The following is a 16589-nucleotide window of genomic DNA, read 5'->3' as shown; positions in this document are numbered from 1 at the left end:
CGTCTGTGGCGCGGGATCTGCGGGGAATTCGTGGCGGGCCGCGCGGGTGTCGAGAGTCGAAGGATCTAGAGCCCGCTCGGATAGGTGTCCGGAGTGGCCGCGGTGGTCCACGCGGGTGACGGTTCCAGTGGCCGCACGGCTGTGGTGTTGTCGATGTGGATGATCGCGTCGTAGCGTTCGGCCGGCCGGGAATGGAAATAGTGGCTGTGCCGTTCGCTGCTCGGCCGATAGATCACGCCGATGGCGCGCTCCAGGCGGGGACTGCGCAGGATTTCGGTGACGCCGTCGGCATCGGTGCGGATCAGGAAACTGTGGCGGCCGGTGTCGTGCAGCAACTCCTCGATACTGCTGGCCAACGCGGGGCGCACGGTTTTGTGCTCGCACTCGCCGTCCCATTCACTCGCCGCGGTGACACTGCCGCGGCTGGTGGTGAAGCCGATGGTGCGGCAGTCGGTTCCGTGCCGCTCACGAACCAGTTGCCCCAGCGAGATTTGGCCGTCGGCGCCCATCTCCGTCGCTCGCGCGTCACCGACGTGCGAGTTGTGCGCCCACACCACGATGCGGGCCGGTTCGCCGTCGCGGCTCAGATGTGCCGAGAGCGCGTCGAGGGTGTCGGCCATATGTTCGTCGCGCAGATTCCACGACGACACTCGATCTCCGAACATCGCCCGGTAATAGGCCTCGGCGTTGCGGACCGCCCAGGCGTTGCGCAAGGCGTCGAAGGATGCCTCGCCATCGACGACCTGTTGATGGATACCGGCGTTGCGCTGCAGGTCCACCAGCTGTCGGACCGCCTCGGCTTGACATGAGTGTCCGGCGCCGAAGGCGGCGGCGAAACCGTAGGCCTGGCTGTCGTTTTCGCTGGTGCGGTCGAAACAGGCGTAGCGCCGCTGGGCCCGCTCGGCCGCGGCCGGATCCACCTCCCGGAGGTAGTCGACGACGTGGCGCATCGAGCGGTGCATGCTGTACAGATCGAGGCCGTAGAAGCCGGTCCGCGGCCCGCCGATGCGATGCTGGTAGTCGTTGTGCAGCCGCAGCCAGCCGATGAAATCACGAACGACCGTATTGCGCCACATCCAGGTGGGGAAGCGCTCGAATCCGCCGAGGGCGAGGGTCGGTGTCGATTGTTCGACGCCGCGGACGAAGCGGTCGACCCGGTGGGCGTCAGGCCAATCGGCCTCCACGGCGACACCGGTGAAGCCCTTCTCGGAGATGAGCCAACGGGTGATCGCGGCGCGCGCGGCGTAGAACTCGTGGGTGCCGTGTGAGCTTTCGCCGATGAGTACGAACCGGGCATCGCCGACCAGGTCGTCGAGTGTGCGCTGAGGTGGAACACCCTCGGGTGCGTCCACGGCGGCCGCGGCGATCACCGCCGCCGGGTCGCCGACCGTCGACGGTGCCCCGACAGTGGGCGCCGCCAGGAGCCGAGCCACCTCCTCGTCATCGACCTGAGTGAAATCCCAGAACGAGTCGCCGACGGCGAGGAACGGCGAAGGCATTGTCGCGCAGACCATCTCATCGACCAGGGCATCGAATTCGCGGCAGGTGGATTCGGGTGCGGCGGGAACCGCGACGACGATCCGTTCCGGTTCACCGGCGCGAATGGCCGCCACGGCGGCGAACATCGTCGCACCGGTGGCCAATCCGTCGTCCACCAGGATCACTGTGCGCCCGGCCACCGGCAGTGGCGGCCGGCCGGCGCGGTAGAGGTGTTCGCGTCGTGCCAGCTCGACTGCCTCTTCGCGCGCGATGGACCGAATCTGTTCCGCGGTCAGGTGCAGCCCGCGGATGGTGTCGTCGTTGACGACGACGCGGCCGTCGGGTGCGAGCGCGCCGATCGCGAATTCCGGATGTCCGGGCGCACCGAGTTTGCGGACGATGAGCGCGTCCAGCGGTGCTCGCAAGGCGGCGGCGACCTCCCAGGCCACCGGCATTCCGCCGCGTGCCAGACCGAGGACGACAACCTCCCCGCGTCCCCGATAATGCGCGAGCAGCCCGGCCAGAACGCGACCCGCCTCGCGACGGTCGCGAAATATCGGCTGCGAGGAATCGCGCAGGATGGGTGCCGCGGTCATGGCTGTGTCCTCCGGTATGTCGAATCGGTGGCGGGGCGGTATGACGTCTCGCCCGGGGGGAGGCCCAGAGCCGAGCGGTCACAGGCGGTGGCGAGATCGGTCGCGGTGATCAGACCCGTCAAGTGGCCGGACGAGTCGACCACGGCGACGGCGTCGAGCCGGGGCCGCAGCACGACGCGGGTGGCGACATCGGCGAGCAGCTCGTCCTGCCGGGCGATGGCGGTCGCCCGCAGCGGTCGCGCGACCGAACGCACGAAAGTCGTGGCCCGCGCTTCCGCCCGGGTCGAGAGGAGATCCGACCAGGCCAGAACGCCGGTCGGGTGGCCGACGGCATCGACGACCGGAAACACCCGGTGGCCGGTGTGCGGTGCGTCCGACCCCAGCAACTGCGCGATCGTCCACTCACCCGGTACCGCCATCGGAGTTCGGGTCATGACATCGCGTACCGTGGTGCCGCCCAGGCGATGTCGCAGTCCGGCCACCGCGAGCTCGCTGTTGGCGGCGGTCTGCAGGAACCAGCCGAGCAGGATCAGCCACAGCCCGCCCAGCTGTCGCAGCGCGATGATGTCGATCGCGCCGACGACGACGAGCATCGTGCCGAGCAGCCGGCCGCTGCGGGCGGCCACCGTCGCCGCTCGCAGGCGATCGCCGGTGCGCCACCACACGATCGCACGCAGGACCCGGCCGCCGTCGAGCGGCGCTCCGGGGAGCAGATTGAACAGGGCCAAGACGATATTGGTCACCGTCAACCACGCCAGGGCGGCCACGACCGCACTATCCGGCCACACCGCATCGGCCACGACGGCCGCCGCGGCGAAGACGACGCCCAGCGCGAAGCTGGTGGCCGGGCCGGCGATCGCGATCCGGAGGTCGCCGCTCGCATCACGCGGTTCGTCACGGAGTTCGGACGCACCGCCCAGCATCCACAGCACGATGCGCTCGACCCGCACCCCGTGCCGCCGGGCGACGATCGAATGCGCCAGTTCGTGCGCGATCAAGCAGGCGAACAGCGCGACCGCCGCGCATACCGCGATCGGCCACACCAACGCCGGGCTCCCGGTGCCGCGCAGCTGCAGACCGAGTATCCACACGAACAGCGTGATGGTCACCAGTACCGACCAGTGCGCGCCGATACGGATACCGGCGATCCGGCCCAGCGGAACTGTCTGTTGAAACATCCGGTTACCTCGTTTCCAGCGCTCGGCGCCGGCGGTTGCTGATGTCGCCGGGTCGGAGCGGGCCGTGGCCGCGAGGGACTCGGTGATGCGATGATCGAGCGCATCGCGCTGTCGGCCGCGAGGGTGGCGTGCGCATATCGCGAGTCTGCGCCTGCGCCGCGGCCCGCAGGAGGGGCGAGATTCCCACGGTCACGGGACCTATGGCCCGTGTCATGGAATCGGAGCCGGGACGGTGGGCGTGGTGGTGCCGTTCCCCGCTGGGATCACCGATCCCCGCAGGGACGACAGAGGTCACCGCCGCCGGGGTCTTTCCGCCCTCCTGCGGGCAGACCGCACACCGTTGACTGGAAACCGAGGGAACAAGGTCCTACGACGGGGAGCGGAGGCGCGATGGGAACCGTGCGGCACCACGAGGCGCCGGCGCGATGGGTGCCGATCGAGAAGTCCGAGGCGGAGATCGCGGGCGCCACCATCGGCGATTACGCGCGCGCTCGTCGTGAATTCTCGTGGTCCGCGGCGCGTTCGGAGCTCGCGGGGCTCGACGGCGGCGGGGTCAACATCGCCGTCGAAGCCGTCGATCGCCATCTCGCGGCATCGTCCGGACCGGCACCGTCGTTGCGGTGGCTGCCGGCATCGGGCGGTGCCACGGTACTCCGGTGCGCCGATCTGGTGGTGCTGAGCAACAAGTTCGCCAATGTCCTGCGCACTCTCGGGGTCTATCGGGGACAGCGGGTGTGCACCCTGCTCGGCCGGACACCCGAGTTGTATATCGCCGCGCTCGGCGCGTGGAAGGCCGGCTGTGTCGTATCGCCGCTGTTCTCGGCGTTCGGTCCCGAGCCGGTCCGGCAGCGCCTCGAGCTGGCGGAGGCGAGCACCCTGGTCACCACCACGGCCTCCTACCTGCGCAAGGTCGCCCCGATCCGGGACGCGCTGCCCGCTCTGCGTCACGTCATCGTCATCGACAGCGACCATGACCAGCCCGGAATCATCGCCCTGCCGCCCGCGATGGCCGCGGCGGACGCCGAATTCCCGGTCGTCCGTACAGCATTCGAGGATCCCGCACTACTGCACTTCACCAGCGGGACCACCGGCAGACCGAAGGGCGCCGTCCATGTGCACGGCGCGATCGTGGCACACCGGGCAACCGCCCGTGCCGCGCTGGATCTGCGAGCCGGCGACGTGTTCTGGTGTACCGCGGACCCCGGCTGGGTGACCGGCATGTCCTACGGGGTGATCGCGCCACTGAGCCTGGGCGCCACCGTCATCAGCGACGAGGCCGAATTCGATCCGCAGCGCTGGTACGACATCCTGACCGCGGAACGCGTATCGGTCTGGTATACCGCACCCACCGCATTGCGCATGTTGATGCGCCGCGGGGACGACCTGCCACCCGGAACCGATCTGTCCTGCCTCCGTTTCGTCGCCAGCGTCGGCGAACCGCTGAACCCGGAGGTAGTGGCGTGGGGAGCACGCGCACTGGGACACCCGATCCACGACAACTGGTGGCAGACCGAGACGGGGGCCATCATGATCGCGAATATCGCTGCCGCGCAGATCCGTCCCGGTTCGATGGGCCGGCCACTGCCCGGAGTGGAATCGACGATCCTGCGTCGCGGCCCGGGCGGGCGTACCGTCACCGCGGACGGCGCGGTGATCCCCGCCGATATCGGCGAGGTGGGCGAGCTCGCCCTGCGGGCGGGGTGGCCGTCGATGTTCCGCGGCTACCTGAACGAACCGGTCCGATATGCGCGGTCGTTCGCCGCGGGGTGGTATCTCACCGGTGATCTGGCGCGTCGCGACGATGACGACTACTACTGGTTCGTCGGTCGAGCCGACGACGTCATCAAATCCGCCGGACATCTGGTGGGGCCGTTCGAGGTGGAAAGCGCGCTCATGTCGCACCCCGCGGTGGCGGAGGCCGGCGTCATCGGCACCCCCGACCCGATCGCGGGAGAGCTGGTCAAGGCATTCGTGGTGGTGCGGCCGGGGTACGAACCCGGCGAGACGTTGCGAGCGGAGCTGACCGCGTTCGGCCGGCGAACGCTGGGTGCGGTGGCGCCGAAGCGGATCGACTTCGTCGAAGCGCTGCCGCACACTCGCTCCGGGAAGGTGATGCGCCGCCTGCTGAAAGCTCGTGAGCTCGGGCTGCCCGAAGGCGACATCTCGACACTGGAGGCCGTGTGATGAGCACGACCGAGCCGATCGCCTCGGCCACGCCGGGCGAAGCCTCGGTACCGTCGGAACGAGAGCTGTTGCTGCGCCAGATGATTCGGATCCGGCGTTTCGAGGAACGTTGCGTCCAACTCTACAGCGCCGAGAAGATCCGCGGATTCCTGCACCTGTATGTGGGGGAGGAAGCGGTCGCCGCCGGACTGCTGAGTCAGATCGGAGCCGAAGACGCGGTGGTGTCCACCTATCGCGAACACGGGCACGCGCTGGCTCGCGGCATCCCGATGTCGGAACTGATGGCCGAGATGTTCGGCCGCACCACCGGCTGCAGCCACGGCCGCGGCGGTTCGATGCACCTGTTCGACGCGCGGCGCCGGTTCTACGGCGGAAACGCGATCGTCGGCGGCGGATTGCCGATCGCGGCCGGCCTCGCCCTCGCCGATGTGCTTGCCGGACACGACCGGATCACGGTGTGCCTGTTCGGCGACGGCGCCATGGCGGAGGGGGAATTCCACGAATGCGCGAATCTGGCCGCGCTGTGGCGGCTCCCGGTGCTGTTCGCCTGCGAGAACAACCGATACGCCATGGGGACGGCCCTGGCGCGTGAGCACGCGATGATCGATCTGGCGTTGCGGGCGGCCGGATACGGGCTGATGGCATGGCCGGTCGACGGTATGGACGCGGTCGCTGTCGCCGCCGCGACGCGTCGTGCCGTCACCGCGATTCGCGGTGGTGCCGGACCCTGTTTCCTGGAATTGCGCACCTACCGGTTCCGCGCGCACTCGCTCTACGACGCCGACCGCTATCGCGACAAAGCAGAGATCGAGCGATGGCGGCAGCGCGACCCCATCGAACTGCTGGCCGGAGCACTTCGTGCCGCGGGCGAACTCGACAACGGGACGTTGGACGCGCTGGAAGCGGAGGCGGACGCGGAGTTGGACGCGGCGATCGCCGCCGCCGAGGAGGCGCCGGAGGAACCGGTATCGGAACTGACTCGGCACGTCTACGCGGAGCGATCATGACCACCACCTACCGCGAAGCGATGCGGGAGGCCCTGCGCACGGCTCTGATCGAGGACGAGCGGGTCTTCCTGATGGGGGAGGACGTCGGAGCCTACGGTGGCTGTTTCGGTGTGAGCCGGGGACTGCTCGACGAATTCGGACCTCGTCGAATACGCGATACTCCGCTGAGCGAATCGGCCTTCGTCGGCGCCGGGATAGGTGCCGCGCTCGCGGGAATGCGGCCGATCGTGGAAATAATGACCGTCAACTTCAGCCTGCTGGCACTCGATCAGATCCTCAACAACGCCGCGACACTGCGGCACATGTCCGGCGGGCAGCTCGGGGTGCCGCTGGTCATCCGGATGGCCACCGGGCCGGGACGGCAGCTGGCCGCTCAGCATTCACACAGCCTCGAGACCTTCTACGCCCACATTCCCGGACTGCGCGTGGTGTGCCCGGCAACCGTCGCCGACGCCCGGGGCATGCTGTCGACGGCGCTGACCGACCCCGATCCGGTGGTGATCTTCGAACCGATCGCGCTGTACAACAGCCGATCCGAACTGGCCGCCGACGCCGGTGCGGTCGATATCGATAAGGCCGAGGTCCGCCGGCGCGGCACCGATATCACCCTCGTCGCCTACGGGGCGACAGTACCCGTCGCCCTCGCAGCCGCCGAACTGGCTGCGGCCGAGGGGATTTCGGTCGAAGTGGTAGACCTGCGCACCCTGCGTCCGCTCGACGAGATCACGGTGCTGGAGTCGGTGCGCCGCACCCATCGGCTGGTCATCACCGACGAAGCCTGGCGCAGTATGAGTGTCGCTGCCGAAATCGCCGCCCGCGCAGCCGAATACGCCTACTTCGACCTGGATGCGCCGATCGGCAGGATCTGTGGCGCGGAGGTGCCGATCCCGTACGCCCGCCAACTCGAGGATGCGGCGCTGCCACAACCGGCGACGGTGCTGGCGGCATTGCGCGAGGCGGTGGCGTGACATGGCCGAATTCCGGATGCCGTCGCTGGGTGCCGATATGACCGAGGGCACCGTGCTGCACTGGCTCGTTCACCCGGGCGACCGAGTGCGCCGCGGCGATATCGTCGCCGAAGTCGATACCACCAAGGCCGCCATCGAGATCGAATGCTTCGACGACGGTGTCATCGACGAGATCATGGTGCCCGAGGGCGAAACTGTGCCGGTGGGTGCCGTGCTCGCGACGATCGGCACCGTCGGCGTGGCGGACGGGGAACCGGTCCTCCCGCGGGAGCCTGCCGCGGGCGCGCAGCCGCACGACCGCGCGGATGCCGCAGCCACATCCGCGACGTCGAGTGGCCCGCCCGTGCGGATGACACCATTGGTGCGCCACCTGGCCGAGCAGGCGGGACTCGAGCCGGCGGCCCTGCACGGCACCGGTCCCGGCGGTCGCATTCTGCGAGCCGACGTGGAAGCGGCTGCCGGGCAGCAGAACTCGACCCCGGCGCCGACCGCGGCGCCGACCGCGAGCGGCGGGCCGGGAACGACCGACCATATCCGAGCGTCCGGCTTGGCTCGCCGACTCGCCGACGCTCGCGGACTGGATCTGTCCGCGGCCTCAGGCAGTGGGCAGGACGGCGCCGTGCGTGCTCGCGATCTCGGTCCGGACACACCGAAGCCCGATACGCGGCGACCGAGGCCACCGTCGGATCGCGGCACGGCGCCCGAGACCGCGCCCACCCGTGACGCGGCCGCGATGCGCTCGACCATCGCCGCGGCGATGGTGCGGTCCAAACAAACCGTGCCGCATTACTACCTGTCCGACATCGTCGATGTCTCCGTGGCCACGTCCTGGCTGCGAGAGACCAATACCGGCGCGCCTGTCGAGAAGCGGATACTGCTGCCCGCGTTGCTCTTTCGTGCCATCGCGGGAGCGGCCCGCCAGGTGCCGGCACTGAACGGGCAGTGGATCGACGACGCCTTCCGTCCCGCCCGGGCCGTACATCTCGGCGTGGTGGTCTCGCTGCGCGGCGGCGGCATTATCGTGCCGACCATCCCCGATGCCGACTCCATGGACACGCCGGCCATGATGTCGGCGTTGCGCGCGGTCGTGGAACGCGCCCGCGCGGGACGGCTGCGTTCCTCGGATGCGACCGAGGCCACGATTACGGTGACCAATCTCGGTGACCTCGGCGTGGATTCGGTATTCGGTGTGATCGCCGTGCCTCAGGTCGCCATCGTCGGACTCGGCGCGGTCTCGGAAAAGCCCTGTGCGGTCGACGGACTACTGGGTATCCGGCCGCAACTCACCGTCACGTTGTCGGCCGACCATCGCGCCAGCGACGGTGCGACCGGCGCCCGTTTCCTGCACAGTGTCGCCGATCTGCTGCAACGTCCTCAGGAGCTGTGAAACCATGTCCACCACCGTCTCTCGCGAATCCGCCGATGCCGCCGTCCGCGACGCGCTGCGCGGCTTCGCCACCGATGCCGAACTCGCCGCATTGGCGCCGGAGGCACCACTGCGAACCGCCCTGGAACTGGACTCTCTCGACTTCCTGACGTTCGTGGAACGACTGTCGAGAGTTCGCGGTGACTCCATCGCCGAAGACGATTACCCGCGGCTGGTCACGATTCGCGCCTGCGTGGATTTCCTCACCAGCAGTTCGTCATGAGTTCGATTCGAATCGTCGGGGGCAGCGCCAACCCACCGCTGACCGACGCTGTGATCGCCCACCTCGACGGTCGCGCGGGCCAGTGCCGGCTGGACCGGTCGGCAGACGGTGAGCGCCGGGTGGCCGTGGCCGATGTGGCGGGCGCGGATGTGTATGTCCTACAGCCGACAGCGCCACCTGTGGCCGACCACACCATGGAATTGCTGTTGCTCCTGGACGCGTGCCGGCGCGCGGCTGCGAGGCGGATCACCGCTGTCGTCCCGTACTTCGGTTACGCGCGCCAGGACCGGCGCACGGTGGCGGGCGAGGCGATCGCCTCCCGGGTCGCGGTGGAGGCGATCGCCGGTGCCGGCGCCGACCGGATGATCGTGGTCGACCCGCATAATCCGACGTTGGAGGCGATATGTCCGATGCCGGTGGAGGTCTTGACGGCGGTCCCGCTACTCGCCCGTGAACTGGCCCCGGCACTGATCGGCCGGGGCGTGGCGGTGGCTCCCGATCTCGCCGCGGCCGAGCGGGCCGAGCACTTCGCGTCGATGGCGCGCGCCGCCGTGGCGGTCGTGCGTAAACATCGGGAAAGCGAAACCAGCGTCGAGGCGCTGGAGCTGCTCGGTGACGTCTCGGGCCATCCCGTGGCGCTGGTCGACGACATGATCTGCACAGGTGCCACGATCGAGGCCGCGGCCCGCCTGGTGCGGTACCACGCGGACGGTATGGTCGCGGCGGCCACCCACGGTCCACTGGTGGCCGGTGCGGTGGCCCGCCTGCACGAGCTCGGCCTGCACCGGATCGTGGTGACCGACAGCGTGCTGCATCACGAGGACACGGGGCAGATCGACGTCTGCTCCATCGCGCCGTTGCTCGCCGCGGCGATAACCCGGCTGCACCGTGACCACGGCGCCGAATAGCAGGGCCGAAAGTCACCGGCGAGACGAGGACCCCGGTTGCCGATCCGCCGGTCCCGACAGAGCCGGACGGCCCGGCAACCGCGTCGATAAGGCCTCTGTGCCAATGCCTTCGGATTCTGCGCGACAGCTGTGAACTGCATCACAATGGAGCTATCGAAACACCGGCGCCAACGTCGTCGTCGCATCGATGGAATCGCCACAACGAGGTGGATTCGATCCCACCGGAGTGTTGTTTTCAGGGGGCGGACTCGACGTGGGAGTTCCAGCGGCCGCATGCGGCGGGCGCTGTGCTCACCGCGACGTCGCGGCCGGTCGGCGGCGCAGCAGGATGACCAGCGCACCGGCGGCGAGGACCGCGGCGCCGGACAGGACAGCGGTGAGCGGAAGGGCGCATGCCAGGATCACGCACCCCGCCAGCCCGAGCGCGGGAATCGCGCGGGGCGGGCGACCTTCGCCGGCAGTGAGCGTCCAGGCGGAGGCGTTGGCGATGGCGTAATAGGCCAGCACGCCGAAGGAGGAGAACCCGATCGCGCCGCGCACGTCGATGACGGCGGCGAGCACCGCGACGACCACGCCGACGGCCAGCTCGGCGTGATGGGGCACCTCGAAGCGGGGATGTACCGCCGCCAGCGCGTGGGGCAGATGCCCGTCACGGGCCATCGCGAAGGTGTGCGTGAGACGCCGAGGACCAGCGCCAGCAGCGATCCCGCGGCCGCGGTCGCCGCGCCGACCCGCACTACCGGCACCAGAGCCGGTACCCCGGCCGCGCGCACGGTGTCGGCCAACGGCGCTGCGGCAGAACCCAATCCGTGCGGGCCGAGTACCACCAGGGCCGATATCGCGACGGTGGCGTACACGGCCAGCGCGATCCCCAGCGCGGCCGGAATCGCGCGGGGAATGGTGCGTGCGGGATCGCGCACTTCCTCGCCGAGAGTGGCGATGCGCGCGTATCCGGCGAAGGCGAAGAACAGCAATCCGGCTGCCTGCAGCACCCCGCGCACCGAAGCGTCGGACCCGATCGCCAGCTGCCCGGCACCGGCCGCGGAAAAGGTGAGTGCGGCGATCACGACGGCGACCAGCACGGCGAGCACCACCGCGACGATGATCCGGGTCAGCAGCGCCGACTTCTGCACGCCTCGATAGTTCACCGCTGTCAGCGCCGCCACCGCGGCAACCGCGACCACATGCGCTCGGTCCGGCCAGACGTAGGCGCCGACAGTCAGGGCCATGGCCGCGCACGAGGCGGTCTGGCCGATCACGAACCCCCACCCGGCCAGAAACCCCCAGAACTCACCCAGGCGTTCACGTCCGTAGACGTAGGTGCCGCCGGAGGCCGGATAGTCCCCGACGCCGAGCCGCTGCCGCAACCCGGAATCGGGATCGGGTGTGGTCGGCACGACGGGTGCTCCTGACTGGCTGGGCCGGACACCCGCCACGATATCCGATGACGACGTGGTGGGCCGACGGCCGATAACGGGGACGCGGCGGTGGTCGCGCGGCCGAGCGAAACCGCGTGTGGCAGCGCGGATCCGATCACGGCGGCGCTCCCCGATCGGACGGCCATCGGGGATATCGGTACCCCTCACACCTGCGTCGTCGTCGAGTCCGTTTGTCGTGTAGTCAGCGGCGAACCGTTCGATGCCGTGCCGGTCGAGGACCTTCGGATCTGTACCGGACGACGGCGTCCGCCCACCATCGGTTCATGACAACTTCTGTCGGATGAGGCGATCGGCATGGCTACCGAATATGCGGCATTCCCTGTTCGCGGCGCCGCCAACAGCCCTGTGGCGCCGGTGGTTCACCGCGGTCACGACACCGTGGCGGCAGCCGCGGTCGCCGCGGTGACCGGAGTGTTTCTGGTCCGCACCGTCGGTGCGGGCCGGCCCGCACACCGCACCGCGGAAACGGGGACTTCCGTCACCCCCGGTGAAGACGCGATGCCCTAGGACTTCCGTGGCGGTACCGGTGCAATCGACAAGGTAGGACCGATACCACCACACAGCCGAGGAATGATCATGAATCTGCTTCCTGCCCACCGACCCGGTTCGCTGCTACCGGACTTCACCGACTGGTGGAACGCGTTCACTTCCGCACGGGCGCCGATGTTCGACAATCATCTGTTACGGGTCGAGGACTCCGTCGACGACGGCCACTACGTCGTCCGCGCCGAGATACCCGGCGTCGATCCGGCGCGGGACGTCGAGGTGTCGGTGCACAGCGGGCTGCTCACCATCCGGGCCGAGCGTAGCGAAACCCATGAGGAGAAGGGGCATTCGGAGTTCAGCTACGGGTCCTTCGAGCGGACGGTCGCCCTGCCGGAGGGCGCTCAGGACAAGGGCATCGAAGCGACCTACGGCAAGGGAATCCTCACCGTCACCGTCCCGATGGGGGAGCCCGAGCAGAAGGTGACCAAAGTCGACGTCAAGTCCGCGGACTAACCGATCGCCGCATGACCGTCGAACCGGACAACGACCAGCCGCGAAGGGACGAGCCATGGCCGATCACAGGGGCAGCGGCGCGTCCGGGGCGCCGATCGTGGTGGCGACCGATGGCTCCACCGAGTCCTGCCGGGCCGTGGAATGGGCCGCGGCGGACGCGGCACGACACGGATGCCCACTGCATGTACTCGCCTCCGTCGCATTTCAAGGGGCGTACGGACCGGTCCCGTATGTGACGGCGGCGGCGGTCGATCAGATGGCCGACGACGGCGAACGGGTCGTCGACGAGGCGATACGCATCGCCGATGCGGTGATCTGTTCGGATGCGGTCCGGATCAGCCGAGAAGTGAGTTTCGATCCGATCATTCCGAGCCTGATCGCGCGCTCGCGGAGCGCGCGCATGCTCGTGGTCGGCAGCAGGGGCCGTGGCGCCTTCCAGCGCGCGCTGCTCGGTTCGGTGAGTTCGGCCGTGGTGCACCACGCGCACTGCCCGGTCGCCATCGTCCGCACGACGTCGGGTAACGACCCGGTCGCTGCGGACAAGGCGGTCCTCGTCGGTACCGATGGGAGTGCCAACAGCGCGCCGGCGGTCGTGATTGCGTTCGACGAGGCCGCACTGCGCGGTGTCGCGGTCATCGCGCTGCGGTGCTGGAGCGATTCCAGTGGCGGCGATGTGCCAACCGATGCGTGGGAACAGGCGCGCGACAAGGAGTTCACGCTCCTGGCGGAAAGCCTGGCCGCCCACCGCGAACGTCACCCCGATGTCCCGGTGCACAGTATCGTCGTCCGCGACCGGCCCGCCCGAGCGTTGCTGACCCACTCCGTGGATGCGCAGCTGGTGGTCGTGGGCAGCCACGGGCGTGGGGGATTCGTCGGAATGTTGCTCGGTTCCACCAGTCGCGCTGTCGTGCAGTCGGTCGAGTGCCCGATCATCGTCGCGCGCCAGCTGGTCGCCGACCAGGAGGGGCAGTAGATCTTGGGGAATACGCGCCGCCCTGCCCACGGTGAGTGCGCAGACGCGCCACCCACACAGCGGTATCAGCGCCGGGGCGCAGGTTTCGCCGCCGGCGTCCTCGGATTCCACGGCCGGGAACGTCATCAGTGCCCGCACACGTGATCGTCGCTATCGTTGTGGGAAGTGGTTCAGGGGCGGGGGAGGGCGCCGATGGGGGTGCGGCCGGGCATCGCGGCATGGGCGGCGCGGGCCAATGGGCGCAGCAGCGCGGCGAGGCGTTCGGTCGCTGTGACGCCGGACTCCCGCCACGGGCGAAAGGCCAATTCGTCGGTGCGTCTTTCGATTTCGGCGAACTCGGCATGCCCGGCCGTGGTGGGACGTCCGTGGTCGTCGAGCCAGCCTCGTTCGATCAATCCGGTGCGGGCACGGTCCCACTGCGCATCGTCCCAGCCGCGGGCCGGTTGCAGGATCTCGCGGTCGGCATCGGTGGCGGCGCGCCAGGCCAGGCTCTGGCATCCGGTGAGTCCGGCCGCGGTCAGGGCTGCGACATGGCCGTCGCCGCGGTGCTCGCGCAGCACCGTGCAGGCGTGCCACAGCATCGACAGGGGGTCGGTGGGCCAGACAAGTTCGGCGTTGGCGGCGGCGAGGGGCTTGCCCGCGATATCCACCGCGGTCGCGGCGCGTCGGGCGAGTTCGGCTGCTTCGGCGTAGTCGTCGTCGTGGGCGCCGAGTCGGGTCAGGGCGGCGCGGGCGCCCGAACTGCGGGCGGTGAGCACTTGCCGGGGGGTCGCCAGCTCCCAGACGCCGGGCAGTGCTCGGGCGACCATCGCCGGGGCGAAACCGAAGAATGTCGCCGTGACCAGGCCGGGACCGACCGGCCCGAGCGGTGCCGCTCGCCCGGCGAAATAGCCGCGCCAGAATCCGCGCAGGCCTGCCTGTTCGAACTCGGCCCGGCATTCGGGGGCGAAATAGGTCACGGCGTGGATCGGCTCGAACACTGCCCACAGCTCGCGTGCTGAAACCACCGGTGCCCCTTGTCTGTTCACGCTCTCCGGCAATCGGAATACCTCGATCCTAGGCCGCGGGTCCGTGCGATCGCCGAGGCACCGTCCTGACCGGGCCGCGGGCCCCGGTTCAGAGGATGCCCAGGAGCTTGCCCAGGTTTCCTCCGAGCACCAGGTCACGGACCTCGCCGGGAGGGGTGACCCGTTCTATGGCGGTGCGCGCGAGCACGGGATCACCGTAGGGGGCATCCGAGCCGAACAGCGTTCGCTCGGGAATTTCGTGTATCGCCAGACGCACCGCGAAGATGATGGTGGCTGTGGACAGTTCCAAGTACATGCTCGGTGTGTCCCGCACCAGTTCGATGGCCTCCATCCAGTTCATCCCGCCGAGCTGGCTGACCACCAGCGGAACCTTCGGATATTGCGCGGCGAGGCGGGACAAGGTGCGCAGGTCTTGGGCAGTGGTGGGGGCGAAACCGTGGACAACGACAGGCAGCCCACTGTGGTCGTGCGCTGCGGCGAGCACCGGCTCGATCCGGGCAGCCTCACCCGCGGGAGGTGTGAGTTCCCCGATGCCGCGTAGTCCGCGGCCCACCACTTCGCGGTCGATCAGGGCCGCGATGTCCCGCGCGGGCAGGTCCACCGGCACGGAGCCGAACCCGATGAACCGGCTCGGGTGCGCGGCCAGGGTCTCATGAAGCTCCGCCCACGCGGTGCGATATCTGTCGATACTGTTCTCGCCGCCCGCCAGCGCGTTGTCGAGGACACTCATTTCGCGACGCAGTGATACAAGATCCCCGGCCCGTTCCGGATGCGGTCTGGTCCCGAAGAGCACGGCGCGATCCACCCCCGCGTCGTTCAGGGCGGCCAGGTGGCTTTCGACCGGGTCGTGGACATGACTGTGAGCATCGATGATCAAGGGTTCCTCCAGAGCAGGGCCGGCGCCGGAATGCGGCAGGGCAACCCCACTGTTGCTCCTTGACACTGTTGGAAGGTCAAGCCTGAGAGGAAACACGGTGCTCATCGGAGAACTCGCCGAGCGGACCGGGACCAGCGACCGCCTCCTGCGCCACTACGAACGGGCGGGGCTGCTGCGGCCCGAGCGTCAGTCCAACGGGTACCGGACCTATGACGAGACCGCCACCACGACAGTTCTGCGGATTCGGTCTCTGCTCGCGGCCGGCCTACCCATCCGCATCATCCGCCAGATCCTTCCCTGCACCAACGCTGAGGCCGCGGTCCTGCCCTGCCCCGGCGTACTGGACGCGCTGCATGCCCAGCTGCGCGTCCTCGAGCAGCGGTCGGCCGAGATCAACGCAGCCAGAAACGTTCTGCTGCAGATCATCACCACCGCGGAAGCCGCCACCACCCGTGCCGCATCCTGAGCGCCCAGCACTGGGTGAACCACCCCGCGGCTCGCGGTTTCGAGATCCGGACCGATCAGCTGATCGCGCCAGGGTGGGCCGGCCGCATCCACCGGCAGGTACAGCGATGACCGGCGCGGCCTGTACGGGCACCTCACCGGCGGCCGGATCGGAATGCCCGACCGGGGTGTTCCGATCGGGCTCTCCGGCGTCGATGTCACATGGTCGTGACGACTTGGTCGTAGGCCAGTCGCGGTGAGCGTGGGTACCAGGCGTCGGGGCCCGGCTTGCCGATGTTGACCACGACGAGCGCGCTGTGCGTGCCCTCGGGGAAGAACTCCTTGTCGACACCGGCGGCGTCGAACCCGTTCATCGGGCCGGCCGCCAGGCCCGCGGCGCGGATGCCGAGAATGAAGTAGCCGATCTGGATCAGCGCGTTGAACCGCGCCGACTCGGCACGATAGTCGTCGTCGGCGAAGTAGTCCTTGGCGTCGGGGACGTGCGGGAAGACCTTCGGCAAGTGGTCGTGGAAATTGAGGTCGGCGGCCAGAATCGCGGTCAGTGGCGCCTTTTCGGTCTTGGGCTTGTTGTTGTCGAGCATGTGCTCGACGAGGGCGGCACGTGCTTCGGCGCCGCGGACCAGCACGATGCGCAGCGGCTGCTGATTCATCGAGGTCGGCGCGTATTTGACCAGGTCGTAGATCTCGCGGATCTGCTCGTCGCTCACCGGCTCGTCGGTGAAGGTGTTGGCGGTGCGGGCCGTGCGGAACAGCAGGTCCTGGGCTTCGGCCGCGAGGGTGAGGTGGGTGGTGGGCTGAGCGGTGCTCACAGCGTAACTCCTTGTCGGGGTTGTGGTTTC

Annotated in this window: 15 protein-coding genes and 1 pseudogene; 10 read left to right on the top strand and 6 right to left on the bottom strand. The window is 69.0% G+C overall.

From position 1 onward, the window contains the following. Nucleotides 1-65: 65 nt before the first annotated feature. Together LKD76_RS19545 and LKD76_RS19540 are read right to left on the bottom strand one after the other, a co-directional pair. Nucleotides 66-2075 carry an erythromycin esterase family protein gene (locus LKD76_RS19545; RefSeq protein WP_227982764.1) on the bottom strand — a complete coding sequence of 670 codons (2010 nt, stop codon included), beginning with the start codon at nucleotides 2073-2075 and terminating at the stop codon, nucleotides 66-68. After that, nucleotides 2072-3253, bottom strand: a complete 1182-nt coding sequence (locus LKD76_RS19540) for a site-2 protease family protein (protein ID WP_227982763.1) — start codon at nucleotides 3251-3253, stop codon at nucleotides 2072-2074. The genes LKD76_RS19545 and LKD76_RS19540 overlap by 4 nt, the downstream gene beginning before the upstream one ends. 390 nt (nucleotides 3254-3643) lie before the next feature. Between LKD76_RS19540 and acsA the strand changes: the two genes are divergently transcribed. The 6 genes from acsA to LKD76_RS19510 are packed head-to-tail and all read left to right on the top strand — an operon-like array spanning nucleotide 3644 to nucleotide 9969. Then, nucleotides 3644-5437, top strand: a complete 1794-nt coding sequence (gene acsA / locus LKD76_RS19535) for an acetate--CoA ligase (protein WP_227982762.1) — start codon at nucleotides 3644-3646, stop codon at nucleotides 5435-5437. Next, nucleotides 5437-6444: a pyruvate dehydrogenase (acetyl-transferring) E1 component subunit alpha gene (gene pdhA, locus LKD76_RS19530; RefSeq protein WP_227982761.1), complete on the top strand. Its 1008-nt coding sequence runs from the start codon at nucleotides 5437-5439 to the stop codon at nucleotides 6442-6444. The genes acsA and pdhA overlap by 1 nt, the downstream gene beginning before the upstream one ends. After that, complete coding sequence (locus tag LKD76_RS19525) at nucleotides 6441-7412, top strand: alpha-ketoacid dehydrogenase subunit beta (protein ID WP_227982760.1); 972 nt, start codon at nucleotides 6441-6443, stop codon at nucleotides 7410-7412. Before pdhA ends, LKD76_RS19525 begins: the two co-directional genes overlap by 4 nt. A 1-nt stretch (nucleotide 7413) precedes the next feature. Then, entirely contained in the window at nucleotides 7414-8799 is a 1386-nt protein-coding gene (locus tag LKD76_RS19520; protein ID WP_227982759.1) for a dihydrolipoamide acetyltransferase family protein, read from the top strand. A 4-nt stretch (nucleotides 8800-8803) separates the two neighbouring features. Further along, complete coding sequence (locus tag LKD76_RS19515; RefSeq protein WP_227982758.1) at nucleotides 8804-9061, top strand: phosphopantetheine-binding protein; 258 nt, start codon at nucleotides 8804-8806, stop codon at nucleotides 9059-9061. Then, nucleotides 9058-9969, top strand: a complete 912-nt coding sequence (locus tag LKD76_RS19510) for a ribose-phosphate diphosphokinase (RefSeq protein WP_227982757.1) — start codon at nucleotides 9058-9060, stop codon at nucleotides 9967-9969. The genes LKD76_RS19515 and LKD76_RS19510 overlap by 4 nt, the downstream gene beginning before the upstream one ends. 315 nt (nucleotides 9970-10284) lie before the next feature. On the opposite strand, the pseudogene LKD76_RS19505 reads toward LKD76_RS19510, so the two are convergent. Further along, nucleotides 10285-11309, bottom strand: a pseudogene (locus tag LKD76_RS19505) (APC family permease); the annotation flags it as partial. 393 nt (nucleotides 11310-11702) lie between these two features. On the opposite strand from LKD76_RS19505, the gene LKD76_RS19500 reads away from it, so the two are divergent. The 3 genes from LKD76_RS19500 to LKD76_RS19490 all read left to right on the top strand — a co-directional run bounded on the left by LKD76_RS19500 (nucleotide 11703) and on the right by LKD76_RS19490 (nucleotide 13380). Next, nucleotides 11703-11915, top strand: coding sequence for a hypothetical protein (locus LKD76_RS19500; protein ID WP_227982756.1), 213 nt, complete (start codon nucleotides 11703-11705; stop codon nucleotides 11913-11915). A 69-nt stretch (nucleotides 11916-11984) separates the two neighbouring features. Next, nucleotides 11985-12407 carry an Hsp20/alpha crystallin family protein gene (locus tag LKD76_RS19495; protein WP_305082766.1) on the top strand — a complete coding sequence of 141 codons (423 nt, stop codon included), beginning with the start codon at nucleotides 11985-11987 and terminating at the stop codon, nucleotides 12405-12407. Nucleotides 12408-12462: 55 nt separating this feature from the next. Then, nucleotides 12463-13380, top strand: a complete 918-nt coding sequence (locus LKD76_RS19490) for a universal stress protein (RefSeq protein ID WP_227982755.1) — start codon at nucleotides 12463-12465, stop codon at nucleotides 13378-13380. Nucleotides 13381-13550: 170 nt separating this feature from the next. On the opposite strand, the gene LKD76_RS19485 is transcribed toward LKD76_RS19490, so the two are convergent. Both LKD76_RS19485 and LKD76_RS19480 read right to left on the bottom strand, forming a co-directional pair. Next, nucleotides 13551-14387 (bottom strand): SCO6745 family protein, encoded by an 837-nt coding sequence (locus LKD76_RS19485; RefSeq protein ID WP_227982754.1) that lies wholly within the window; start codon nucleotides 14385-14387, stop codon nucleotides 13551-13553. A gap of 109 nt (nucleotides 14388-14496) precedes the next feature. Continuing rightward, nucleotides 14497-15390 (bottom strand): amidohydrolase family protein, encoded by an 894-nt coding sequence (locus LKD76_RS19480; protein ID WP_227982753.1) that lies wholly within the window; start codon nucleotides 15388-15390, stop codon nucleotides 14497-14499. Here LKD76_RS19480 and LKD76_RS19475 point away from each other — a divergent pair. Continuing rightward, nucleotides 15383-15751: a MerR family transcriptional regulator gene (locus LKD76_RS19475; protein ID WP_227982752.1), complete on the top strand. Its 369-nt coding sequence runs from the start codon at nucleotides 15383-15385 to the stop codon at nucleotides 15749-15751. The two genes, LKD76_RS19480 and LKD76_RS19475, sit on opposite strands and share 8 nt — an antisense overlap. Before the next feature lie 196 nt (nucleotides 15752-15947). Here LKD76_RS19475 and LKD76_RS19470 read toward each other — a convergent pair whose 3' ends face one another. Continuing rightward, nucleotides 15948-16559 (bottom strand): malonic semialdehyde reductase, encoded by a 612-nt coding sequence (locus LKD76_RS19470; protein ID WP_227982751.1) that lies wholly within the window; start codon nucleotides 16557-16559, stop codon nucleotides 15948-15950. Nucleotides 16560-16589: the final 30 nt, after the last annotated feature.

It is taken from the genome of Nocardia spumae, from assembly GCF_020733635.1.
In the GTDB taxonomy this organism is placed as follows: Bacteria; Actinomycetota; Actinomycetes; order Mycobacteriales; family Mycobacteriaceae; genus Nocardia; species Nocardia spumae.
Note: the sequence above shows the minus strand (reverse complement) of the source record. Positions and strands in the feature narration are given on the sequence as shown.

Coding starts and splice junctions, on each gene's coding strand:
- LKD76_RS19520 (WP_227982759.1), top strand. CDS start 7,414: ATGGCCGAATTCCGGATGCCGTCGCTGGGTGCCGATATGACCGAGGGC.
- LKD76_RS19510 (WP_227982757.1), top strand. CDS start 9,058: ATGAGTTCGATTCGAATCGTCGGGGGCAGCGCCAACCCACCGCTGACC.
- LKD76_RS19545 (WP_227982764.1), bottom strand. CDS start 2,075: ATGACCGCGGCACCCATCCTGCGCGATTCCTCGCAGCCGATATTTCGC.
- acsA (WP_227982762.1), top strand. CDS start 3,644: ATGGGAACCGTGCGGCACCACGAGGCGCCGGCGCGATGGGTGCCGATC.
- pdhA (WP_227982761.1), top strand. CDS start 5,437: ATGAGCACGACCGAGCCGATCGCCTCGGCCACGCCGGGCGAAGCCTCG.
- LKD76_RS19515 (WP_227982758.1), top strand. CDS start 8,804: ATGTCCACCACCGTCTCTCGCGAATCCGCCGATGCCGCCGTCCGCGAC.
- LKD76_RS19480 (WP_227982753.1), bottom strand. CDS start 15,390: ATGAGCACCGTGTTTCCTCTCAGGCTTGACCTTCCAACAGTGTCAAGG.
- LKD76_RS19540 (WP_227982763.1), bottom strand. CDS start 3,253: ATGTTTCAACAGACAGTTCCGCTGGGCCGGATCGCCGGTATCCGTATC.
- LKD76_RS19495 (WP_305082766.1), top strand. CDS start 11,985: ATGAATCTGCTTCCTGCCCACCGACCCGGTTCGCTGCTACCGGACTTC.
- LKD76_RS19500 (WP_227982756.1), top strand. CDS start 11,703: ATGGCTACCGAATATGCGGCATTCCCTGTTCGCGGCGCCGCCAACAGC.
- LKD76_RS19490 (WP_227982755.1), top strand. CDS start 12,463: ATGGCCGATCACAGGGGCAGCGGCGCGTCCGGGGCGCCGATCGTGGTG.
- LKD76_RS19525 (WP_227982760.1), top strand. CDS start 6,441: ATGACCACCACCTACCGCGAAGCGATGCGGGAGGCCCTGCGCACGGCT.